Raw genomic sequence first — 22624 nt, 5'->3', positions numbered from 1 at the left:
TACAAATTATGCTATCATTATATCTATTGTATATTGAAGAGGTGATTGTATGTTAAAGATTGGATCTCATGTTTCCATGAGTGGTAAGAAAATGTTATTAGCAGCAAGTGAAGAGGCTGTTTCATATGGTGCAACGACGTTTATGATTTATACAGGTGCACCGCAAAATACACGAAGAAAACCAATTGAAGAATTGAACATAGAAGCAGGAAGAAAACATATGGAGCTGAATGGAATTGAGGAGATTATCGTCCATGCACCGTATATTATTAATGTTGGGAATACGACAAAGCTAGAAACATTCCAATTAGGTGTAGACTTCCTTCGTATGGAAATTGAAAGAACATCGGCATTAGGTGTAGCGAAACAAATTGTTCTTCACCCAGGAGCGCACGTTGGTGCTGGAGCAGATGCTGGTATTCAACAAATTATTAAAGGGCTTAATGAAGTACTAACGCCAGAACAGACGGTTAACATTGCATTAGAGACGATGGCAGGAAAAGGAACAGAATGCGGTCGTAGCTTTGAAGAAATTGCAAAAATCATTGATGGTGTAAAATATAATGAAAAGCTATCTGTATGCTTTGATACGTGCCATACGCACGATGCAGGATATGATATTGTAAATGACTTTGACGGCGTGTTAAACGAATTTGATAAGATCGTTGGTATAGATCGTTTACAAGTACTTCATATTAACGATAGTAAAAATGTACGCGGAGCAGGAAAAGACCGTCATGAAAATATTGGATTTGGTCACATTGGGTATAAAGCATTGCATCACATTGTACATCATCCACAGTTAATGCATGTACCAAAAATTCTTGAAACACCGTATGTAGGGGAAGATAAAAAAGATAAGAAACCACCATACAAATTGGAAATCGAAATGCTGAAAAACGGTAATTTTGATGAAGGGATTCTTGAAAAAATTAAAGCACAATAAGGAGGGGAAATCCCCTCCCTATTTTAGTAGTTGCTGAAATAATGTATTTACTTGTTGGGCAGTGGCAGGGGAAGTTACTCTTGCGATCTGTTTTAAGAGCTCTAGTCGCTCGTTGTTATCGTAAATATTAATATTTTTACCTTTCATAAGTAAAACGATTTGGTCAGCTTGTGCAGTCGTAATAGAAACTTCATATTCTTTGCTATATTTTAATAACTCTTTTGTAGAAATATGATTTAATTTTTTATTAACAATTTGTTTTATGAGGTTCATCTTGTTATCCTCCTTCACGTGTTCTTCTATCGAAATATATGAGCATATAGCTTGTACATATTCGTATGGAGTTTCTTTTTTCATGAGGAAAAGAAGCGTATGTTATAATATAAGGACAAAACTACAGAAAAAGAGTAAAGGGAGGACCTATGGAGCAAAAGCAACATCGAAAAGAAAGTGTTATTCATCTCATTTATCGTTTAGTTATGATTATTTTTGGAGCAGCATGCGCGGCGGTAGCGATTGAACTATTTTTAATGCCAAATAAAATTATTGATGGTGGAATTATTGGTATTTCTCTTATATTAGATTATCTTACTCCTAACATTTGGTGGTTAAGTTTTTCTACTTTAGTCGTTGTTCTCAATATCCCATTTATGTATTCGGGTTATAAGCAAATTGGAAAAACATTTATGTTATCTTCGACATTTGGTATTGTAGCGTTAGCTTTCATTGAGTCAACGTTACATGCGGTGCCACCATTTACAACAGAACCTATTTTAGCGACAGTGTTTGGTGGGCTTATTTTAGGTCTTGGTGTAGGACTTGTAATTCGTCATGGTGGGTCGTTAGATGGAACTGAAATTATGGGGATTTTATTAACGAAGAAATTACCGTTCTCTGTTGGTGAATTCGTAATGTTTGTGAACTTATTTATTTTTGCATGGGCAGCATTTGTGTTTGGTGTGGAACAAGCGATGTATTCTGTTATGACCTACTATATTGCATTTAAAACGATCGATACAGTAATTCAAGGGCTAGATGAAACGAAGGCGGTTTTAATTGTATCTGATCAATACGAGGAAGTATCAAACGCGATTTTGCATCGTCTTGGCCGTGGAACTACAAAGCTGGTAGCAAAAGGTGGTTACACGGATAAAGAAAAAGAAGTTATTTATGCAGTTGTAACGCGTCTAGAAGTGACGAAGTTAAAATCAATTGTGCATGAAATTGATGAAAATGCGTTTGTGACGATTATGAACACGCAAGAGACAAATGGTGGTAAGTTTAAATCGGCTATTCACTAAAAAATTATAGGAATATTTTTCGAAAGCAGAGAATTTTTCTCTGCTTTTTGTTATAATAGTAAGGTTTCTTGAAAAAATAGATATATTTTAGGCAGATTGGTTTACAACTATAATAAGCTGTACTATAATTCAAATAGATATAAATCGGAATCATTCTGAATTAAAATAGGTGAGATGCTATGAATAATATATTAGAGATTGAAGGTTTAACATTCCGATACGAAGATCGGAATGTGTTAGAAAATATTAATTTGCAAGTTCCGAAGGGAGCTTTTTTAGGTTTAGTGGGACCGAATGGTTCAGGTAAATCAACTTTACTTAAGTGTTTATTAGGCGTTTTAAAGCCAAAAGAAGGAAGCATTCGCGTGTTTGGCGTTGATAGTAAGAAGTTTAAGGAATGGAACAAAGTTGGTTATGTATCCCAAAAGGCAAATAGTTTCAATTCTGGTTTTCCAGCAACTGTTTCTGAAGTTGTGTCAATGGGACTTGTTTCGAAAAAAGGGCTTTTTCGCTTTTTCACAAAAGAAGATAAGAAAAAGGTAGAAAAAGCAATTGCTGATGTAGGGATGAGTGAGTTTCAAGGTCGTAACATTGGAGAGCTTTCTGGTGGACAGCAACAGCGTGTATTTATTGCTCGTGCGCTCGTTAGTGATCCTGAATTGCTTATTTTAGACGAGCCTACTGTTGGAATTGATGTAAAAAATGTGGAAAGTTTTTACGAAATATTAGAGGATTTAAACAAAAGGTTGGGAATCACATTAATTCTTGTTACTCATGATATGGGAGCTGTTACCGAAAAAGTAACACATGTTGCATGCCTAAACCAACATCTACATTTCCATGGAAATGTAGAGAAGTTCCGAGAGTTAGAAGATGCAGAAATGTCCGTCTTATATGGACATCATGTTCATCGTTTAGAACACGAACATGAGCATCACGGGAGGATATAATGATACAAGATTTTTTACAATATGACTTTTTACGTAATTCTTTATACGCAGGTATTTTAATTGGACTTGTTGCACCGCTAATTGGTGTGTTTGTTGTTATTCGTCGTTTATCTCTTATTGCGGATGCATTAAGTCACGTGACGTTATCAGGTATTGCAGCAAGTTTATTACTTGAAAAAACCATTTTTACAGGTGGATTTTTAAACCCCTTATATATGGGGATGGTTTTTTCAATTGGTGGAGCGCTACTAATCGAAAAGTTAAGAACTGTATATAAGCACTATCAAGAATTAGCAATTCCGATTATCCTTTCGGCAGGGATGGGAGTTGGAGTTATTTTCATTTCACTTGCAAATGGATTTAACACAGACTTATTTAGTTATTTATTTGGTAGTGTTAGTGCTGTAACAAGTACGGATTTAATTATTATTGGGATTGTAGCAATTGTTGTTGTTGCGACAATTATTTTATTATATAAAGAGCTGTTTCTACTATCATTTGATGAGGAATACGCAGTATCAACTGGTTTAAGAGCGAAATGGATTCACTTTATTTTCATTATATTAGTTGCTCTTGTCATTGCAGTATCAATGCGTGTAGTAGGGGTTCTTCTCGTATCATCATTAATGACGTTGCCAGTTGCAGCGAGTATTCGTATTGCTAAAGGATTTAAACAAACAATTTTCTTTTCCATTTTATTTGGTGAAATTGCAGTTATTGGTGGAATGTTTGCTTCGTATCAACTTGATTTAGCGCCAGGTGGTACAATTGTTATGATAGCAGTTCTTATTTTAATCGGTGCGATTTTATGGAAGAAGAAAAAAACTGCATAAAGTAGGGATAGGTATGAATCTAACGGAAGCTTTACGCCTAATGAAAGAAAAAGGATACAAACATACTGGAAAAAGAGAAGAGATGCTCAGATTATTTGCAGCACATAATCGTTATTTAACTGCGAAAGACGTTTTAGAGCATATGAAAGACGACTATCCAGGGCTTAGTTTTGATACGATTTATCGTAACTTAACAGTTTTTGCTGAGATTGGTGTTTTAGAACAAACGGAATTAAATGGTGAAAAACATTTTCGTTTTACTTGTTCTATTATGGAACATCATCATCATTTTATTTGTTTGGATTGTGGGGGGACGAAAGAGATTACTTCCTGCCCAATGGATTTTATGAATAAAGATTTTACTGGTTATGAAGTAACGGGTCATAAGTTTGAAATATATGGTCGTTGTCCAAAATGTGCAAAGTAAAAGCTCGTCGGTTATATAACTGACGAGCTTTTTTACGTAGAAAAGAAGGTTGCTCACAAATATTGTGGCAACCTTCTTTTTATTGTTCTTGTGTCTCTTTTTCTTTTTCTTTTTCTCGTTCAGCAGCCATTTCAGCAGCAATTACGTCGATTTCTTTTTTCAGTTCTTCTACCATTGTTTCTTCTGGTACTTTACGAACGACTTGCCCTTTACGGAATAATAATCCCTCTCCACGTGCACCAGCAATACCGATATCAGCTTCACGAGCTTCACCAGGGCCATTTACAGCGCAACCAAGTACTGCAACTTTAATTGGTACTTGAAGTGTAGAGATGTATTCTTCCACTTCGTTAGCGATGCTAATTAAATCGATTTCAATACGACCACAAGTTGGACAAGAGATAAGTGTCGCTGCGTTAGACGCAAGACCGAATGATTTTAATAATTCACGAGCAACTTTTACTTCTTCAACTGGATCAGCACTTAATGAAATACGTAGTGTATTTCCGATGCCTTTACTTAAGATTGCTCCAAGACCAGCGGCACTTTTTACAGTTCCAGCAAACAATGTTCCAGATTCTGTAATACCTAAATGTAATGGGTAATCAAAAGCGCGAGCAGCTTTCTCGTATGCTTCGATTGCTAAGTTAACATCAGAGGCTTTCATAGATACGATAATATCGTGGAAATCTAAGTCCTCTAAAATTTTAATATGATGTAGCGCGCTCTCAACCATACCATCTGCAGTTGGGTACCCGTACTTTTCTAAAATGTGACGCTCTAATGAACCGGCGTTTACACCAATACGGATTGGAATACCGCGCTCTTTTGCTGCATTTACAACAGCTTCTACTTTATGGCGACGACCAATATTACCTGGATTGATACGTACTTTATCAATGCCACCTTCAATTGCTTTTAAAGCAAGGCGATAATCAAAATGAATATCAGCAACAAGTGGAATGTTGATTTGTTTTTTTATATCAGCAATAGCATCTGCTGCGCGTTCATCTGGAACGGCAACGCGGACGACTTGACAGCCGGCTTCTTCTAAACGCTTGATTTCAGCAACTGTTGCTTCAACATCATGTGTTTTTGTTGTTGTCATACTTTGTATAATTAATTCATTATTACCGCCGATTGTTAAATTACCGACTTTAACTGGACGTGTTTTTGTACGATGAGTCATTTCATTCACGAATAGATCGCTCTCCTTATAAAAGAAGTTTCTTATTTAGTCCCTCATATCAATGATAGTATACGTGATATAGGGCTATAGAAACCGAAGTGCTCGGTTTCACTTTTACTATTGTATCAGCGCCTTTATGTAATTGACAAGGATTAAGTGATAGCTTATTGATATAACGGGAATTTATAAGACTTTCCAATTTGGATTTTTGTAGCAGATGTACTTTTGTTTAATAGTTTAAAGTCGTCAATGACTTTTTCTATGGAAGGAATTTTTTTCTTGTTAATTTGTTCTGTAATAGAAAGAACTGTCTCACCAGTTTTTACTTCAATTGTTTTATAAGATGTATCCGTTTCTTTTTCTGTTTTATTCTCTTTATTTTGTTGGCTGTCTGCGTTCTCTTTTTTAATCGTTTGAGCAGAGGTTGTTTTTTTATATGAACTTAACATCGGTAAAGTACCGATTTTTATATCGTAATAAAATACATAACCGAGAACAAGCACGAATAGGAATATACCTAACCTCTTCATATTCTTCACTCCTTTGCTAGGAATATATGCTTGTCCAAAAAAAAAATGCCTATTTAGGCATTTTTTTATTTTTCTTTCGGTTGGGGTACCTCTTTAATCGTTAAGTATAGAACGATTAAAACAACAGCGATATAAATGAATGTTGCCCCAGGTACGACGATTTTGAATAAATCCATAATCATGAAGAAAATGGTTGGGATTGTGTAGCTGTATGCAGTTAGTGTCCAAACTTGTTTATAGGATAGTTTACGTTGACCGCTCATAGCAGAACCGATGAACGCAAGTAAGGTCACGCCTACAAAAGTGATGAATAATTGGAATAGGTACACTAAGAATCCGATAACGAATAATAAAATTGGATAAATATTATCGAATAAAGAAATAAATTCTTGTAGATCTTTTTTCTCAAGAGATGCACCTAACAAATCGTTATAAGAATACGTTTGTGTTTGACCATTTCCCATAGAGACTACTTTATCTTTTAAAACAAATAAACCTGTTTTATTTTGATATTTTTCTAGGTCTGTTGAATTTGGATCAAATACGAAAAGTGCATTTCCTTCTTCTTTTTCAATGGGTTGATCAATATCGGCTTTTAGTTCGCCATTTTCAATCTTAAAGTCAGGTAAATCTTTATCGATGACTTGATTTACCATGCCTACACCATCTTGGATAAAACTACCGTACAAAAAAGTTCTTGGAATAGTAGTAATTAAGCAAAGTAGCATAATATACAAAATGGTTTTACCGATTTTTTGAAAACGGAATAGCGCCATATCTTTAGGCGAGTATATGCTTTTTACGAATTGGGTAAATATGGACATAGATTCACTTCCTTTATGTATGTATAAAATCATTGTAACGTAGGAATCTAGAGAATCTCAAGATATATTATATTTACATATAGTGGAGATAACTAAATTTCTTTTTATTAACTTTCTTCTTTTAAATAAGAAAAATACAATTGACACTTTTCTTTTCTATATGGTAAATTTATCTTACCTTTCTTAAAGGGCATATCCGATAGGAATTCCTTTATTTGATATGTTGTTACATACATAATTGTGGACCCTTAGCTCAGCTGGTTAGAGCAGACGGCTCATAACCGTCCGGTCGTAGGTTCGAGTCCTACAGGGTCCATATCCATTTCGCATGTTTATTATGTTAGCAGGAAGCTTCCTTGTAGAAGGAAGCTTTTTTTACGGAATATATGAGCATTTTAATTGAAAAGAAGTGGGAATTTTGCTACTTTAATGATAGCAAGACAATGTGATTTATTTGTTTGCACCCTATGGCAATTAGGGTAGAATGAAGTTGTATGTCACTAAGTGGCAATACATAAACTGGGAGGAATATAACAATGGCAAAACACGAATTACCAAATTTACCTTATGCGTATGATGCTTTAGAGCCTCACTTTGACAAAGAAACAATGAACATCCATCATACAAAACATCACAACACGTATATTACAAACTTAAACGCTGCTTTAGAAGGTCATGCAGAATTAGCTGACAAAAGCGTAGAAGAATTAGTTGCAAACTTAAACGAAGTACCAGAAGCGATCCGTACAGCAGTACGTAACAATGGTGGCGGACACGCTAACCATACATTCTTCTGGACAATCTTATCTCCAAACGGCGGAGGACAACCTGTAGGTGAACTTGCAACTGCAATTGAAGCGAAATTCGGTAGCTTCGATGCATTCAAAGAAGAATTCGCAAAAGCTGGCGCAACTCGCTTCGGTTCTGGTTGGGCTTGGTTAGTAGTAAACAATGGTGAGTTAGAAGTAACAAGCACTCCAAACCAAGATTCTCCTTTAACTGAAGGTAAAACTCCAGTTATCGGTTTAGATGTTTGGGAGCACGCTTACTACTTAAACTACCAAAACCGTCGTCCAGACTACATCGGCGCATTTTGGAACGTTGTAGATTGGAACGCTGCTGAAAAACGTTACCAAGAAGCAAAATAATCGTAATAAATATAGAAAAAGCTAGGGGAGAGCCCCTAGCTTTTTTCTATGCTTTCCTTTTACATAATTGGGCTTGTCTTTGGAAGACTAGAACATGAAGTAAAGGAGAGTTGTGTATGAAGTGGAAACATATAATTGGTGACGTTGAAGTGAATCGGGATTTAGTGTTATTGCTCCTTATAGGAGGTTTATACACGCTCGCAATTTCTTTATCGAATACGTTTGTAAATATTTATTTATGGAAGCAAACACAAAATTATGTGAATCTTGGCTTGTATAATTTGGCCAGCGTTGTATTACAGCCTCTCACATTTCTTGTAGGGGGGAAATTAGCGAAACGTATCGATCGCTCGATTTTATTACGAATAGGAGTAGGAACGCTCGCAATTTTTTTTATCGTTGTTTTAGTGGCTGGAAAAAGTGCTTCTCAGTATATTTTATTAATGGGGGCTCTTTTAGGAGTAGGATACGGTTTTTACTGGTTGGCTTTTAACTTATTGACATTTGAAATTACAGAACCAGAAACAAGAGATTTCTTTAATGGATTTCTTGGACTTCTTACATCTTTCTCTGGGATGATTGGACCAATAGCAGCAGGATACACAATTTCACGCATGGAGAAATGGAGTGGTTATACTGTTATATTCTTTCTTTCATTAGTTTTATTTGCAATTGCTGTCGTCTTAAGTTTCTTTTTATCTAAAAGAGAATGTGAAGGGCGTTATGAAATTGTGCAAGTATTGAAAGAACGAAGAGTTGATAAAAATTGGGGAAAGATTACACGAGCTCATTTTTTCCAAGGATTGAGAGAAGGAACGTTTATTTTTGTCATTTCAGTATATGTGTATTTAGCAACTAATAGTGAGTTCGCATTAGGGAAATATAGTTTAGTGAACTCTGCTGTATCCTTTGTATGTTATTACTTGGTCGCTCGCATGTTAAAGAAAGAGTGGCGAAAAAAAGCAATTTTACTTGGGGGCATTATTTTATATGCTGTCGTCTTTTTAGTTATTTTCAATGTTACATACACGAAATTACTTATTTATGCGGCATGTATTGCGGTTGCATATCCTATTTTACTTGTTCCATACGGGTCAATGACATATGACGTAATTGGTAGAGCTAAAAATGCGAGAGAATGGCGTGTGGAATATGTCGTTGTCCGGGAGTTATGGTTAAATGCCGGAAGAATCTGTTCCATTTTAAGTTTTTTATGTGCTGTACTATTCTTTCCACCTGAAAAAAGTTTACCTTACTTATTATGTATTTTAGGTGCTGGACATTTTCTTATTTATTTTGCAGTTAAAAATGTCAAATATGATGGGGAAAATGCAGATAAAACAAGTGTTGTAACGCAAGGAACTACGCAGAATCAAACTGAACCAGAAGGTTAACTTCTCGTTTGTTTTATGCTAGAATAGAAAAAGATGTAAAACAGCAGTGAGGACACCTGTATGAAGGTGTCCCTTTCACATTACATAGCTGTTGGTAGAGGGGGTTTGTATGAGCAAGAAGCAGAAGCAAAATAAGAAAAAGACCCACGTTCCTTTTCGGTTAAACGTGCTGTTTTTCTGCGTGTTTTTAATGTTCTCCGCGGTTATTGTAAGGCTCGGATATGTACAAATTGTTCGCGGTGAAGAATATAAGAATGAAGTGGAGAAGAAAGAAAACTCAACGATAAGTAATCCTGTACCGCGTGGGAAAATATTTGACCGTTATGGGCGACCTGTAGTAGATAATGCAGCCATTCGTACTATTACATTTACAAAAATGAAAGGATCAACGGCAGAGGATCGCTTAGAAACAGCGAAAAAGCTAGCAGATTTGATTGAAGTACCGACAGATAAATTAACAGATCGCGATAAAAAAGATTATTGGCTTGCTATGCATAAAGAGGAAGCTAAAGAAAAAATTACGAATAAAGATCGTCAAGAGTTTAAAGATAAAAAAATTGATGATAAAGAATTAGACGAGCGTCAGCGAAGTCGTGTAACAGAAGAAGAGATTAATCAATTATCCGCAAAAGATCTAGAAATATTAGCGATTAAAAGTAAGATGGACGGCGGATATGCAATGACACCTCAAGTTATTAAAAAGGATGCTACAGAAAAGGAATATTCGATTATTAGTGAAAACCTAGCAGCATTACCAGGTGTAGATACGAATGTTGATTGGGATCGAAAATATACGTACGATGATTTATTCCGAAGTGTACTTGGTGGGGTGTCGACATCTGATGAAGGCTTACCAAGAGAAAGACTAGATTACTATCTTGTTCGTGATTATAATCGAAATGACCGAGTAGGAAAAAGTTATCTTGAACAACAGTATGAAGATAGCCTGCACGGTACGAAAGCAGAAGTTAGAAATGTTACAGATAAAAACGGTAATATTTTAGAAACGATTAATGTATCAAAAGGACAAAGTGGTAATGACTTGAACTTAACAATTGATATGGAATTACAAAAGCGTGTGGAAGATATTCTTGCGAAGAATTTAATGAGATTTAAAGGAAGCGAACCTCTTTTAGATCGCGCATTCGTTGTAATGATGAATCCAAAAAATGGTGAAGTTTTATCTATGGCGGGGAAACAATTAGTTAACGAAGATGGTCAAACGAAAGTAAATGACTTTGCATTAGGTACCATGACAAGTTCTTATCCGATGGGATCAACTGTAAAAGGTGCAACAGTACTTACTGGATATCAAACTGGTGCGATTCAACCAGGATCGGTGCAATTGGATGAACCAATTAAATTAAAAGGTACACCTACGAAATCGTCTTGGAAAACGATGGGATACATTAATGACCTTACAGCTTTAAAAATGTCTTCTAACGTTTATATGTTTAAAACAGCGATGAATATCGCCGGTGTTCCATATGTGAGAGGTGGTACGTTAGATATACCTCAAAAAGCATTTGATACGATGCGTTATTATTTCGGACAGTTTGGACTGGGTGTAAAAACAGGAATTGATTTACCCAATGAATCTGCTGGTCAGATGGGTAGAAGTAGTCAACCAGGTTTCTTACTAGATTTATCAATTGGACAGTATGATACGTATACACCGCTTCAATTAGCGCAATATATTTCGACGATTGCCAATGGCGGATATCGTATGCAACCACAAGTTGTAAAAGAAATTCGTCAACCAGCAGTGAAACCAGATGAAGTTGGGAAAGTTGTTCAATCTATGGAACCGAAAGTATTAAATCGTGTTGATATGCCAGAATCGCAAATTAAACGTGTTCAAGAAGGATTTAGACAAGTGTATAATGATTCAGGTGGTACAGCTACAAAATACTTTACAGGTGCAAAATATAAAGCGGCAGGGAAGACAGGTACCGCGCAAACTGTGTATGGCGGAGATAAAGAGATTGGTAGAAAGGCAAACGGTGAACGTGTGGAAACATATAACCTAACATTAGTAGGTTATGCGCCACTTGAAGATCCAGAAGTAGCATTCTCTGTTGTCGTTCCGTGGGTACATGATGATAAGACTGGTATTAATGGATATATTGGTCGTGAAATTATGGACGCTTACTTTGATTTGAAAAACAAAGAAGTAAATGGTGAAACTCCAAAAGATGACAAAGACAATAAAAATAAAGATCAAGATGATGAATAAAAAAATTGTAAAAAAGCACACTATCTGAAAAGATAGTGTGCTTTTTTTTATGGTTTATGCATATCGTGTAATAAATGTGGACAAGTATACAACACTGAAAAACACGCGGCCGTATAAATGATACTTGTATATGATGAGATAGGGGGTAACTGTTTTATAGGGAAATCATTAGAGAAAATGAATAGCTACTACTGATTAAAATTGTATCGTATGTTGATCTTTGTGGAACTTTACAAAACTTTTACAAACAATTAAAACCGAATTAATAGTTTAGCAGTATTCTTATATCTGTAATCCTGTTATTTCCGGTTACTTCTAGGAGGAAGAACACGTGAAATGGATGCGTACACCGATTAAAATTTTCGTACTATCAATATGGTTCCTCTGTTTTGAAATGTCTACTGCATTTGCTTTAAATGATACGGGAGAAGTGAGAGTTGATGGATCCTCAACGGTTTTTCCTATTATAGAAGCAGTAGCGGAGGAATATACAAAGGTGCATCCAGACGTGAAAATTTCCATCAGTATTTCTGGAACTGGGGGAGGATTTAATCGTTTCGGTAAAGGAGAAGTAGATATAAATAATGCTTCGAGAGTAATGAAACAAGTCGAGAAAAATGAAATGAAGAAAAATTCTATTCAATTCACACCTTTTGAGGTGGCTAACGATGGTCTTACAATTGTTGTGAATTGGCACAATACATGGGTAGACGATATGTCAGTAGACGAGTTACGTCTACTGTGGAGTGAAGATGGAAGTGAGAAGCGATGGTCACAAATTCATTCAACATGGCCACGTGAACAAGTGAACTTTTATGCACCAGGCGTAGACTCTGGTACGTATGATTATTTTCAAAATGTCATCTTACAAAATCATCGCATTGTAAAAAAAGTCTCTTTGTCTGAAGACGATCAAGTTATTATGCAAGGGGTAATGAATGATAAACATGCCATTGCTTTTGTAGGATATGCTTATTATATGGCTAATCGAGATAAGGTGAAAGCAATAAAAGTAAATGGTGTATTTCCGACGAAAGAGACCATTCAATCAGGTAAATATAAGCCGTTATCTAGGCCGCTACTTACTTATGTGAATAATGCATCTATCCGAAATAAAATGAATGTAGCAAACTATGTTGAGTTTATGATTCAGCATGTTGGTAACCTCGCTGAAGAGGTCGGTTATGTAAAATTGCGAAAAGAAAAATACAATGAACAGCTGCGTATGTTAACAGAAATAAAAAGGTAATGTCAGGGTGGAAAGGGGTTTTCATCTTTGGCTCATAATGACAAAAATCAAATTACATTTTCTGTACAACATTTGATTGAAAGAAATAAAAAGCAAAGAAAAAAAACGCAGCGAATCAATCGAATAGTACCTTTATTACTAAAAATAATTGCTAGCGTTTCTATTGTGACGACACTTGGAATTGTTTTTACGCTCTCTAATGAAACAATCATGTTTTTTCAAAAAATATCACTATACTCCTTTTTGACGGAGAAAGAATGGTTACCATTTTTTGAAGATCCTAAATTTGGTATAGTACCACTTATATGTGGAACGTTCCTTGTAACAGCGCTTGCTATGTTTGTGGCAATTCCTATCGGTTTAGCGTGTGCTGTATTTTTAAGCGAATATGCTTCAAATAGTGCACGGAAAATATTAAAGCCGATGTTAGAGCTATTAGCAGGTATCCCGACAATTGTATACGGTTTTTTTGCATTAACAATTGTTACACCGCTTTTACAAAGGATTATACCAGATTTACAGTTTTTTAATGCGATTAGTCCAGGAATCGTTATCGGATTTATGATGATGCCTACAGTTGCATCTCTATCTGAAGATGCGATGAGATCTGTGGCGAAAGGGACGAAAGAAGCTTCATTAGCACTCGGAGCGACGCGGTTTGAAATGGTAAAACAAGTGGTGTTTCCGTCCGCTTTTACAGGGATTATGGCAGCAATTATATTAGCGGCTTCTCGTGCAATTGGTGAAACGATGATCGTTGTAATTGCAGCAGGATCCACACCAAATGTATCGCTTGATCCGACACATTCTATTCAAACGTTAACAGCCTATATTGTGCAAGTAAGTTTAGGTGATGCTCCGCATGGAACGGTTACGTATTACAGCATGTATGCTGTAGGTGCAACTTTATTTATGTTTACTTTTATTATGAACATCATTTCGCAGTCTATTATGCGCCGTTTTAGGAGGATGACATAATATGCGAATGTTGAATCATAATAAAATACAAAAAAACATGGCATCACGCTTTTTAAAAGATCGAATTTACAAATTGTTATTTTATATAGCAATTTTATTTTCAATCGTAATTTTGTCTGTGTTACTGTTTCAAATTGTTGAAAAAGGCATAAGTTATCTTTCAATAGATTTCTTTACAAATTTCGCTTCACGTAATCCGAAAGAAGCTGGTATTGCTGCAGCTTTGTCAGGGACAATATTATTTATGAGTATTGTTATACCTGTTTCTTTTATATTTGGAGTTGGAACAGCTCTTTATTTAGAGCAATATGCGAAGGAATCTCTATTTAAAAAAATAGTAGAGATTAATAATCAAACGTTAGCAGGAGTACCATCCGTTGTATTTGGATTGCTTGGTTTAACTATTTTTGTATATGCTCTTCATTTAGGAGAGAGTATAGTTGCAGCAGCACTGACGATGAGTTTACTCGTCTTACCAACAGTTGTTGTGGCGAGTCAAGAAGCAATCCGATCAGTACCAAGTGTATTATTAGAGGGTTCTTACGGATTAGGTGCTACGAAGTGGCAAACGATGTATCAAATTGTATTGCCATATGCTTTTCCAGGGATTATAACGGGCTGTACGTTAGCGATATCAAGAGCAATTGGAGAAGCAGCACCACTATTAGTGATCGGGGCACTTGCGTTTGCGAATTATGTTCCATTTAGTATGTTTGATAGATTTACAGTTTTACCAATCCAAATTTTTAATTGGATGAGTAGGCCACAAGAAGAATTTCAGTATGTAGCAGCAGCTGGGATGATTGTTTTGTTAGGTTTGTTGCTATTTATCAATATATTTGTTTTATGGTTACGAAATCGAAAATAAGTTGGAAGTGGATGAAAGGGGAATTCAAATGGTAGCAACAGTAGTAAATGTACAGGTGAAAAACGAAGAGAAAATCGAGACTGCGCCAAAGAAAGTAGTATTTGATACGAAAAACTTAAATTTATGGTACGGGGAAGACCATGCTTTAAAAGATATTAATTTAAGTATTCATGAGAATGAAGTTACAGCCATTATCGGTCCAAGTGGCTGTGGTAAATCAACGTACTTAAAAACGTTAAATCGCATGGTAGAGTTAGTACCGATCGTTCGAACTACAGGTGTAATTGAATATAGAGAACGCAATATATTTGATAAATCATATCCAGTTGAAGAATTAAGAACACATGTAGGAATGGTGTTCCAAAAGCCAAATCCATTTCCAAAATCTATTTATGAGAATGTAGCATACGGTCCAAAAATCCATGGTATTCGTGACAAAAAGACATTAGATGAAATTGTTGAAAAAAGTTTACGTGGAGCAGCGATTTGGGATGAATTAAAAGATCGTTTGCACGATAATGCATACGGTTTATCTGGTGGACAGCAACAGCGTCTATGCATCGCACGCTGCTTAGCTATTGAGCCAGACGTTATTTTAATGGATGAGCCAACATCGGCATTAGATCCAATTTCAACATTAAAAGTAGAAGAATTAATTCAAGAGTTAAAGAAAGACTTTAGTATTGTTATCGTAACGCATAATATGCAACAAGCAGCGCGTATTTCAGACAAAACTGCTTTCTTCTTAAGCGGGGAAATTGTGGAGTATACAGATACAAACAAATTATTTACGACTCCTTCAGATAAGCGTACAGAAGATTATATTACAGGTCGCTTTGGCTGATATCGTCGCAAAGCTAAGAGAAAATGCCCTCTTAACAGAGGGCATTTCTTATTTTTATCTCACTTTAATAGGGAAGTAATACTTCCTTTATTTTAAGTTTTATTACAAGTGTAAGAGGCTATGTAGGAGATTTATCCCGCTATTTGCGGGCAGTAAGACCGGATTTCAAAATTCAACAAAAGCAAAGAAGTTAGATGGCGGGCCGCCTGTAAAAGCCCGATTGATGAGGGTTGATTAAAGTTTCACTTTATATATAATGGCACATAATATTGAGGGGGAAGAAAAAATGGTAAGAGAACAGTTTCAAGGTGATTTAAAAGTGTTACAGCAAAAGGTAATCGAGCTTGGAGAATTAGCAAATGCGGCTTTATTGATTGCTATGGAAGGTCTGCATACAAGGGATGTAGAGAAAGCGTTAGAGGTCATTGATGGTGATTACCGCATGGATAATTTAGAAGAGGAAATAAACGATCTTGCACTTATGCTTATTACGAAGCAGCAACCTGTAGCAAGTGACTTAAGAAGGATCTTTATTTCAATTAAAACAGCGACAGATTTAGAGCGTATTGCAGATCATGCTGTTAATATTGCAAAGGCTACAATTCGTCTTGGGGAAAAAGAAGTGGCTGTTAGTTTGCACAACCTGGATGAAATGTTTGCGATTGCAAATGAGATGTTGCATTTAGCGTTAGAAGCATATGAACAAGAAAATTTAACTTTTGCGAAACAAATCGCTGAAATGGATGATTCTGTTGATGAAATATATGGAAAATCAATTCGTGAGTTTATATCTTCAGTTCCGGAACAACCAGAAGCAATTACGCAAATTACACAATTATCATTTGTGGCGAGATATATTGAGCGTGTAGCAGATCATATTACAAATATTGCTGAAAATGTCTTTTATTTAGTAAAAGGAAAGCATTATTTATTGAATGAGTAGGAATTAAAGCGGGTGATGAGAAATCACCTGCTTTTTTTAGTCAAAACATGACAAAAAAAGCTCGTTGTTTCCTTTAGTTTATGATGATAAGATGTATCATAATGTAATGGGAAAATTAGTATATATGTTGTTCGTTAATAAGTATTATTTATCAATTAATAGTAAGCGCTTTCTTTGAGTTTGAACCGTACGTTTTTATAGGTGGGACATTTAATTATAGGGTCTTTTAAATGAGGATTCGTTTAACTAATCAAGTTTATGCTGCTAGTTCATGTGGGATAGAGAATATACATATGGTATATGGAGCTACTGAACATTATATAAGTGGAGGCTGAAGTATATGAAGGGGGTTATTTTAGCTGGAGGAAAAGGAAGACGCCTTAGACCATTAACATGTAATACTCCAAAGCCGATGTTACCGTTATTAGAAAAACCAGTTTTAGAATACAATATTGAGTTATTACGCCAGCATGGTATTCGTGAAATTGCAATTACTGTTCAATATATGAGTACGACCATTAAGCAATATTTTGGTGATGGTAGTAAATGGGGAGTTAACTTGTATTATTTTGAAGACTCTCCTCCGCTTGGTACAGCAGGGAGTATTAAACAAGCAGAACAATTTTTAGATGAAACATTTGTTGTGATAAGTGGGGATGCATTAACTGACTTTCAATTATCAGAAGGAATTAGGTTTCATGAACAAAAGAAAAGAATAGTAACAATGTTTGTGAAAGAAGTAGAAAATCCACTCTCATTTGGATTGGTTGTAATGAATAAAGACCAGGAGGTTACACGATATATAGAAAAGCCGGGCTGGAATGAGGTAGTCTCTAATGTTGTGAATACAGGCATATATATTATGGAGCCAGAAATCTTTTCTTACATACCGCCTAGGCAATTTTTTGATTTTAGTCATGATGTGTTTCCGTTATTGGCAAATAAAAATGTGTTATTCGCATATTTGTCAGAAGGTTATTGGTTAGATATCGGCACATTTAATCAATATCGACAAGCACAATTTGATTTGTTAACGAAAAAGTTACAAGTACCTATTCCTTATACGGAAGTATTACCGATGGTATGGATGGGAGAAGGGGTGACGATTGGCAAAGGGACGAAAATTCATGGCCCCTCTTTTATTGGAGAAGGAGCAAAGATTGGTACAGGAGCTGTAATTGAGCCATATTCTATTATTGGGAAAAATAGTATCGTTTCAAATTATTCTCATCTTCAAAAAAGTATTGTTTTTGCAAATGCCCACATTGGGAAGTATTGTGAACTATTAGAAACGACAATAGGAGAGCGTACAATAGTTGAAGATGACGTTACACTGTTTCAAAAAAGCGTTGTAGCGGATCACTGTCATATTGGGAGAAGCACGGTAATTAAGCAAAAAGGAAAACTATGGCCTTATAAGGCCATTGATAGTCATTCGATAGTAGGAGCAGCTGGTATTCAAGAGAGTGAAATGAGTGCAGGTTGGTTACAAAAAAGCCGCATTGTAGGAAGAGGGAATGTTGAAATTACTCCCCAGTTTATCGTGAAGATTGCGATGGCGTATGGATCTCTTTTTACAAAAGGAGAGAGTATATTAATTGGAAGTCAAGAAAATATAGAAACAACCTCTTATAAAAATTTATTTTTACATGCTATTCATGGTATAGGGATTCATACGATGGAATGTAAAGAAATGAACGAGTCACTTTTTCAATATAGTGTTCATCATTTGCAATGTGCAGGTGGTGTTTTCATTCAAGTGGAGAATGAGAATGAGATTGTTATAAAGTTATACAGTCAAGCTGGCATACCGTTAACGTATAAGCAGCAAAAAGAGATAGAACAAGTATATATGTCCGAATTGTTTTATTACGTACATGAGAAAGAAATGGGGCGTAATGAGCTGGTTCATGTTTCTATGAATGAGTATATAGAAGTTATATTGGAGCATATTGATATCGAGAAAATACAGATGCAGAAGTTTCATCTTCTTATTAATAAGAGAAATGATACGTTGCAACATTTACTTATGCTCTTTCTGCAAAGACTTGGTTGTACAGTTACATGGATTTATGCAAGCGAACAAAAAGATCATGTGAAAGCTTTGATGAAATCAAGTAAAGCGAATATGGCTCTTATGTTTTCTGAGCAAGGAAATCATTTCGAGTTATACGATAAACATAGTAATATTTACCAGGGTACAGATTTGGAAGAGGTAGATATTCCGGATTTCTTACTCGAATCGACAGGAAATATTTACCCGATGTCTTTGAAGTTAGGAGAATGTTATCTTCTATTTTATACGCAGGATGAAAGAAAGTCGTTTCAAGTAAGGTGGAAGCGAGATATTTTATATCGAATTGGAAAATTATTCGAGCTAATAGCATTGCAAGGAAAAACGTTTCTCAGCATAGTAGAGCAATCACCGCCGCTCTATTTACTTTATGATGAAGTGGTATGTTCATGGAATGAAAAAGGGGAAATTATGAGGAAATTATTGGATGATATAGAAAGGAAGGGAGAAGGTATATTTGAAGGAGTACAGTTCAAATATACTGAAAAAGAGTGGTCTTATATCGTTTCTGACACAAAACAACCAAAATTTTTAGTGTATTCACATGCTAGAAACCCAGTAATAGCAAGGGAAAACATGAAAAATCTTATAGAAAAAATTAGACAATATCAAAAGGTGTAGAATTTTTATTTTAAAAGTGGTATTATAGTATAGTCTGATTTAAGTTATTAGTACTGGAGGGAAATAAGAATGCGTGTGAATATTACTCTAGCATGTACAGAATGCGGAGATCGTAACTATATCTCAAAGAAAAATAAACGTAACAACGCTGAGCGTATCGAGCTTAAAAAGTATTGCAAGCGTGACAAGAAGTCTACGTTACACCGTGAAACAAAGTAAGCAGTAGGAATATTTTCCTACTGTTTCTTTTTTTATTCGATTCCTATGTTAAAAGTGATACACTATCATCATAGAGAAAAGTGTCACTGTAGGGGGGAAATGTGTGAAAGAAGAGAAAGTGCGTTTGCGTAAACAAATAATAGAACACATGAATTCTTTATCAGAAGAACAGTATACAACTTTATCAGAACAGATTGCATTTTTGCTGTATGCGCAAAAAGAGTGGGTTGAAGCTAAAACAATTGGAATTACTCTTTCAATGGAAAATGAAGTGAATACATATCCTATTATTGAAAAAGCTTGGGAAGAAGGAAAGAAAGTTGTAGTTCCTAAGTGTAATAAAGGAACAAGAACGATGTCCTTCCGGCAAATTAATAATTTTGATCAATTAGAAACGGTGTATATGAATTTACGCGAACCGATTCCCGGGCTTACGGAAGAAGTGAATGTGGATGGAATTGATCTTCAAATTGTGCCGGGCGTAGCTTATACAGAACGAGGAGAGCGAATTGGGTACGGCGGTGGCTATTATGATCGTTATCTCGTGCATTATAAAGGGAAAACGCTATCATTAGCGTATGGTTTTCAAATGGTAAAACACATTCCGGTAGAGCCATTTGATAAAAATATAGAAAAAATTATTACAGAAAAAGGAACAATGCTCATAAATGAGCTTGTCTAGACAAATAAAAATTGACGAGACTTTTTCTTCTTGATTATAATAAAATATGTGAACGTTTTCTTATTATAATTTTTTATAGTAAGCGAGCATAGAGGGTGATGAAATGGTATCTATTTATGATATTCAGCAATTGCTAAAGAAATTTGGTACGATTATTTATACGGGAGATCGAATTGCAGATTTACAATTAATGCAAGATGAATTGCGTGAATTAAATCAATCACAGCTAATCGATCCACAAGACTATCAAACAGCTTTATTTTTATTGAAGCAAGAAATTCAAAAAGAGCTAAATAAGAATTAGATAAAGGTAGGTAAGCAACATGGAAGAGAAATGGTTAGTTGGTGTTGACCTTGGTGGTACAACGATTAAATTAGCATTTATTAATGTATACGGTGAAATTTTACATAAGTGGGAAATCCCTACGAATACAGGTGAGCAAGGAAAACATATTACACTTGATGTTGCGAAAGCAATTGATAAAAAGCTAGAAGAATTAGGCGAATTGAAGAGCAAGTTAATTGGTATTGGTATGGGAGCTCCTGGCCCTGTACATGTGGCATCTGGAATGATTTATGAAGCGGTTAATTTAGGGTGGAAAAACTATCCGCTAAAAGATTTATTAGAAGTAGAAACAGGATTACCTGTTGTTATTGATAATGATGCAAACTTAGCAGCGCTTGGTGAAATGTGGAAAGGTGCTGGTGAAGGTGCAAAAGATTTAATCTGCATGACACTTGGTACGGGCGTTGGTGGTGGTGTAATCGCCAATGGTGAGATTGTACACGGCGTGAGTGGTGCTGCTGGTGAGATTGGACATATTACAGTAGTTACAGAAAATGCTTTCCCATGTAATTGCGGGAAGTCTGGTTGCTTAGAAACAGTAGCATCTGCAACAGGTATTGTACGTGTTGCTATGCAAAAAATACAAGAGACTAATAAAGAAAGCATGTTGCGTTCTATGTTAGCTGAAGAAGGACGTATTACATCAAAAGATGTCTTTGAAGCACTTGGACAAGGTGATGAATTAGCAGGCGAAGTAGTAGAAAAAGTAGCTTCTTATTTAGGATTAGCTGTAGCGAACCTTTCTAGTACGTTGAACCCAGAGAAAATTGTTATTGGTGGAGGCGTGTCTAAAGCTGGAGATGCGCTATTAGAACCAATTCAACGCTATTTCGAGCAATACGCTTTCTCACGTGCTGTAAAGAGCACGAAGTTAGCTATTGCAACACTTGGTAATGATGCAGGTGTTATCGGAGGAGCTTGGCTTGTAAAAAAGCACAAATACGAAGCGAAGATGATATAAGATGTGAAATATGAAAAGAGGAAGGGGGAACCCTTCCTCTTTTTGTGTGAAATCTCGATGAAGAATAAAGTGTAAACGAATTAAGCTGCTGGTGGATACCCGTTATATAGAACAGTCATGATCGTAAACCATCCGAAAACGAGTACAGTTGCAATTGCAAAGCCGCTCGCGAAAAAGTTTTTTTCACGAAGTGTTCTAAGCGTAGCAAATACAGCTAACAGAGTGACAAGTGTAAAAATAATAACAAGGCCCATACAATATCCTCCTCTGTCTACCCATTTCTTATTATGAGTTTTTGGAATATTTACTCTTTTATATTGTACATGTTTTAAAAATGATTGTCGAGATAGCATCCTTTCTTTTCCTCAGAGAAAGAAATGTTGTATCATTAAAAGTAAGTTTAATAATTGGAGGAGATTTCATATGAAATGGATACAAATGCCGTTAGGCCCATTGCAAACCAATGCTTATATTTTAATGAACGATCAAAAAGAGTGCATTATCTTTGACCCTGGTCATGAAGGTGAAAAGCTCGTTACATATTTACAAGAAGAACAATTAAAACCATTGGCGGTTTTATTAACACATGCTCACTTTGATCATATCGGTGCTGTTGATGCGGTAAGAGACGCTTTTTATATTCCTGTATACGTACATAAAGAAGAAGCAGATTGGTTAGGAGATGCAACTGTAAACGGCTCTCAAATTTTTATGATCAACCGCAGTATTACAGCAAAACCAGCGGATCATATTATTGATGCAGAAGGTACATTAACAATTGGATCATTTAATTTTGAAATTTTTGAGACGCCGGGACATTCTCCAGGAAGTATTTCTTATTATAGTAAAGAGGCGAATGCTGTATTCTCAGGAGATGTATTGTTCCAAATGAGCATTGGAAGAACAGATTTGCCTGGTGGAAGTTTTGCTGAATTAATTGGAAGTATTGAAGAGAAATTATTTGTATTACCAGATGAAACAGCGGTGTTATGTGGACATGGTCCAGAAACAAGCATTGGCTTTGAAAAAGAAAATAATCCGTTTTTACAATAAGGAGTCAT

At 35.6% G+C, this 22624-nt stretch carries 24 protein-coding genes and 1 tRNA gene; 20 read left to right on the top strand and 5 right to left on the bottom strand.

The window, feature by feature from the left end:
• Positions 1 to 49: 49 nt before the first annotated feature.
• Positions 50 to 946, top strand: coding sequence for a deoxyribonuclease IV (locus CN409_RS16345; protein WP_097981588.1), 897 nt, complete (start codon positions 50 to 52; stop codon positions 944 to 946).
• An 18-nt stretch (positions 947 to 964) separates the two neighbouring features.
• On the opposite strand, the gene CN409_RS16340 is transcribed toward CN409_RS16345, so the two are convergent.
• Complete coding sequence (locus CN409_RS16340) at positions 965 to 1219, bottom strand: DUF2624 domain-containing protein (protein ID WP_001048959.1); 255 nt, start codon at positions 1217 to 1219, stop codon at positions 965 to 967.
• Positions 1220 to 1368: 149 nt separating this feature from the next.
• Between CN409_RS16340 and CN409_RS16335 the strand changes: the two genes are divergently transcribed.
• The 4 genes from CN409_RS16335 (at position 1369) to CN409_RS16320 (ending at position 4457) form a co-directional block, all read left to right on the top strand.
• Complete coding sequence (locus CN409_RS16335) at positions 1369 to 2247, top strand: YitT family protein (protein ID WP_000435962.1); 879 nt, start codon at positions 1369 to 1371, stop codon at positions 2245 to 2247.
• A 179-nt stretch (positions 2248 to 2426) separates the two neighbouring features.
• A complete protein-coding gene (locus CN409_RS16330; RefSeq protein ID WP_001059662.1) occupies positions 2427 to 3197 on the top strand; it encodes a metal ABC transporter ATP-binding protein in 771 nt (256 codons plus the stop codon).
• Entirely contained in the window at positions 3197 to 4030 is an 834-nt protein-coding gene (locus CN409_RS16325; RefSeq protein ID WP_000613817.1) for a metal ABC transporter permease, read from the top strand. The genes CN409_RS16330 and CN409_RS16325 overlap by 1 nt, the downstream gene beginning before the upstream one ends.
• A gap of 13 nt (positions 4031 to 4043) precedes the next feature.
• Positions 4044 to 4457, top strand: a complete 414-nt coding sequence (locus CN409_RS16320) for a Fur family transcriptional regulator (RefSeq protein ID WP_001054516.1) — start codon at positions 4044 to 4046, stop codon at positions 4455 to 4457.
• Positions 4458 to 4536: 79 nt separating this feature from the next.
• Here the strand turns inward: CN409_RS16320 and ispG are convergent, their stop codons facing one another.
• The 3 genes from ispG to yqgB all read right to left on the bottom strand — a co-directional run bounded on the left by ispG (position 4537) and on the right by yqgB (position 7000).
• Entirely contained in the window at positions 4537 to 5646 is a 1110-nt protein-coding gene (ispG, locus tag CN409_RS16315) for a flavodoxin-dependent (E)-4-hydroxy-3-methylbut-2-enyl-diphosphate synthase (protein ID WP_170955788.1), read from the bottom strand.
• A gap of 164 nt (positions 5647 to 5810) precedes the next feature.
• Positions 5811 to 6176, bottom strand: coding sequence for a protein YqfZ (gene yqfZ, locus CN409_RS16310; protein ID WP_000825421.1), 366 nt, complete (start codon positions 6174 to 6176; stop codon positions 5811 to 5813).
• 65 nt (positions 6177 to 6241) lie between these two features.
• Positions 6242 to 7000, bottom strand: a complete 759-nt coding sequence (yqgB, locus tag CN409_RS16305) for a protein YqgB (protein WP_000021895.1) — start codon at positions 6998 to 7000, stop codon at positions 6242 to 6244.
• 242 nt (positions 7001 to 7242) lie between these two features.
• Between yqgB and CN409_RS16300 the strand changes: the two genes are divergently transcribed.
• From CN409_RS16300 to glcK, 14 genes are all read left to right on the top strand, one after another.
• Positions 7243 to 7316: transfer RNA gene (locus tag CN409_RS16300), tRNA-Ile, on the top strand.
• A 220-nt stretch (positions 7317 to 7536) separates the two neighbouring features.
• Positions 7537 to 8148 carry a superoxide dismutase [Mn] gene (gene sodA / locus CN409_RS16295; protein WP_001052031.1) on the top strand — a complete coding sequence of 204 codons (612 nt, stop codon included), beginning with the start codon at positions 7537 to 7539 and terminating at the stop codon, positions 8146 to 8148.
• Positions 8149 to 8264: 116 nt separating this feature from the next.
• Complete coding sequence (locus tag CN409_RS16290; protein ID WP_000871388.1) at positions 8265 to 9542, top strand: MFS transporter; 1278 nt, start codon at positions 8265 to 8267, stop codon at positions 9540 to 9542.
• Between the two features lie 109 nt (positions 9543 to 9651).
• Positions 9652 to 11778, top strand: a complete 2127-nt coding sequence (locus CN409_RS16285; protein ID WP_063675686.1) for a peptidoglycan D,D-transpeptidase FtsI family protein — start codon at positions 9652 to 9654, stop codon at positions 11776 to 11778.
• 331 nt (positions 11779 to 12109) lie between these two features.
• Positions 12110 to 13027, top strand: coding sequence for a PstS family phosphate ABC transporter substrate-binding protein (locus CN409_RS16280; protein WP_000871820.1), 918 nt, complete (start codon positions 12110 to 12112; stop codon positions 13025 to 13027).
• Between the two features lie 27 nt (positions 13028 to 13054).
• The gene (gene pstC, locus CN409_RS16275) at positions 13055 to 14005 is read left to right on the top strand and encodes a phosphate ABC transporter permease subunit PstC (RefSeq protein ID WP_000940890.1); all 951 of its coding nucleotides are present in this window, start codon (positions 13055 to 13057) and stop codon (positions 14003 to 14005) included.
• 1 nt (position 14006) lies between these two features.
• Positions 14007 to 14873: a phosphate ABC transporter permease PstA gene (gene pstA, locus CN409_RS16270; protein ID WP_001242568.1), complete on the top strand. Its 867-nt coding sequence runs from the start codon at positions 14007 to 14009 to the stop codon at positions 14871 to 14873.
• A 28-nt stretch (positions 14874 to 14901) separates the two neighbouring features.
• On the top strand, positions 14902 to 15717 hold the full coding sequence (pstB, locus tag CN409_RS16265; protein ID WP_097981589.1) for a phosphate ABC transporter ATP-binding protein: 816 nt from the start codon (positions 14902 to 14904) through the stop codon (positions 15715 to 15717).
• A gap of 286 nt (positions 15718 to 16003) precedes the next feature.
• Entirely contained in the window at positions 16004 to 16660 is a 657-nt protein-coding gene (gene phoU / locus CN409_RS16260) for a phosphate signaling complex protein PhoU (protein WP_000251245.1), read from the top strand.
• Positions 16661 to 17000: 340 nt separating this feature from the next.
• Positions 17001 to 19355, top strand: a complete 2355-nt coding sequence (locus tag CN409_RS16255; protein WP_086390479.1) for a sugar phosphate nucleotidyltransferase — start codon at positions 17001 to 17003, stop codon at positions 19353 to 19355.
• 69 nt (positions 19356 to 19424) lie between these two features.
• Positions 19425 to 19574, top strand: a complete 150-nt coding sequence (gene rpmG, locus CN409_RS16250; RefSeq protein ID WP_001265616.1) for a 50S ribosomal protein L33 — start codon at positions 19425 to 19427, stop codon at positions 19572 to 19574.
• Positions 19575 to 19677: 103 nt separating this feature from the next.
• A complete protein-coding gene (locus tag CN409_RS16245) occupies positions 19678 to 20256 on the top strand; it encodes a 5-formyltetrahydrofolate cyclo-ligase (RefSeq protein ID WP_000656859.1) in 579 nt (192 codons plus the stop codon).
• Positions 20257 to 20359: 103 nt separating this feature from the next.
• Positions 20360 to 20560: a YqgQ family protein gene (locus CN409_RS16240; protein ID WP_000253699.1), complete on the top strand. Its 201-nt coding sequence runs from the start codon at positions 20360 to 20362 to the stop codon at positions 20558 to 20560.
• A gap of 19 nt (positions 20561 to 20579) precedes the next feature.
• On the top strand, positions 20580 to 21563 hold the full coding sequence (glcK, locus tag CN409_RS16235; RefSeq protein WP_000391701.1) for a glucokinase: 984 nt from the start codon (positions 20580 to 20582) through the stop codon (positions 21561 to 21563).
• Between the two features lie 80 nt (positions 21564 to 21643).
• Here glcK and CN409_RS16230 read toward each other — a convergent pair whose 3' ends face one another.
• Positions 21644 to 21817, bottom strand: coding sequence for a DUF2759 domain-containing protein (locus CN409_RS16230; protein ID WP_000524852.1), 174 nt, complete (start codon positions 21815 to 21817; stop codon positions 21644 to 21646).
• A gap of 169 nt (positions 21818 to 21986) precedes the next feature.
• Here CN409_RS16230 and CN409_RS16225 point away from each other — a divergent pair, with 169 nt between their 5' ends.
• On the top strand, positions 21987 to 22616 hold the full coding sequence (locus CN409_RS16225; RefSeq protein ID WP_000871228.1) for an MBL fold metallo-hydrolase: 630 nt from the start codon (positions 21987 to 21989) through the stop codon (positions 22614 to 22616).
• Positions 22617 to 22624 lie beyond the last annotated feature (8 nt).

The sequence above is a fragment of the Bacillus sp. AFS012607 genome, from assembly GCF_002558005.1.
In the GTDB taxonomy this organism is placed as follows: Bacteria; Bacillota; Bacilli; order Bacillales; family Bacillaceae_G; genus Bacillus_A; species Bacillus_A thuringiensis_S.
This window is presented reverse-complemented; position numbering and strand designations above follow the sequence as displayed.

Bases quoted from the DNA above. Each gene is read 5' to 3' on its own strand.
- pstB (WP_097981589.1), top strand. From the start codon at position 14,902: ATGGTAGCAACAGTAGTAAATGTACAGGTGAAAAACGAAGAGAAAATC.
- yqfZ (WP_000825421.1), bottom strand. From the start codon at position 6,176: ATGAAGAGGTTAGGTATATTCCTATTCGTGCTTGTTCTCGGTTATGTA.
- phoU (WP_000251245.1), top strand. From the start codon at position 16,004: ATGGTAAGAGAACAGTTTCAAGGTGATTTAAAAGTGTTACAGCAAAAG.
- glcK (WP_000391701.1), top strand. From the start codon at position 20,580: ATGGAAGAGAAATGGTTAGTTGGTGTTGACCTTGGTGGTACAACGATT.
- CN409_RS16320 (WP_001054516.1), top strand. From the start codon at position 4,044: ATGAATCTAACGGAAGCTTTACGCCTAATGAAAGAAAAAGGATACAAA.
- pstA (WP_001242568.1), top strand. From the start codon at position 14,007: ATGCGAATGTTGAATCATAATAAAATACAAAAAAACATGGCATCACGC.
- yqgB (WP_000021895.1), bottom strand. From the start codon at position 7,000: ATGTCCATATTTACCCAATTCGTAAAAAGCATATACTCGCCTAAAGAT.
- sodA (WP_001052031.1), top strand. From the start codon at position 7,537: ATGGCAAAACACGAATTACCAAATTTACCTTATGCGTATGATGCTTTA.
- CN409_RS16345 (WP_097981588.1), top strand. From the start codon at position 50: ATGTTAAAGATTGGATCTCATGTTTCCATGAGTGGTAAGAAAATGTTA.
- CN409_RS16255 (WP_086390479.1), top strand. From the start codon at position 17,001: ATGAAGGGGGTTATTTTAGCTGGAGGAAAAGGAAGACGCCTTAGACCA.
- CN409_RS16290 (WP_000871388.1), top strand. From the start codon at position 8,265: ATGAAGTGGAAACATATAATTGGTGACGTTGAAGTGAATCGGGATTTA.
- CN409_RS16285 (WP_063675686.1), top strand. From the start codon at position 9,652: ATGAGCAAGAAGCAGAAGCAAAATAAGAAAAAGACCCACGTTCCTTTT.
- CN409_RS16340 (WP_001048959.1), bottom strand. From the start codon at position 1,219: ATGAACCTCATAAAACAAATTGTTAATAAAAAATTAAATCATATTTCT.
- CN409_RS16325 (WP_000613817.1), top strand. From the start codon at position 3,197: ATGATACAAGATTTTTTACAATATGACTTTTTACGTAATTCTTTATAC.
- CN409_RS16330 (WP_001059662.1), top strand. From the start codon at position 2,427: ATGAATAATATATTAGAGATTGAAGGTTTAACATTCCGATACGAAGAT.
- CN409_RS16225 (WP_000871228.1), top strand. From the start codon at position 21,987: ATGAAATGGATACAAATGCCGTTAGGCCCATTGCAAACCAATGCTTAT.
- CN409_RS16230 (WP_000524852.1), bottom strand. From the start codon at position 21,817: ATGGGCCTTGTTATTATTTTTACACTTGTCACTCTGTTAGCTGTATTT.
- ispG (WP_170955788.1), bottom strand. From the start codon at position 5,646: ATGACTCATCGTACAAAAACACGTCCAGTTAAAGTCGGTAATTTAACA.
- rpmG (WP_001265616.1), top strand. From the start codon at position 19,425: ATGCGTGTGAATATTACTCTAGCATGTACAGAATGCGGAGATCGTAAC.
- CN409_RS16240 (WP_000253699.1), top strand. From the start codon at position 20,360: ATGGTATCTATTTATGATATTCAGCAATTGCTAAAGAAATTTGGTACG.
- CN409_RS16335 (WP_000435962.1), top strand. From the start codon at position 1,369: ATGGAGCAAAAGCAACATCGAAAAGAAAGTGTTATTCATCTCATTTAT.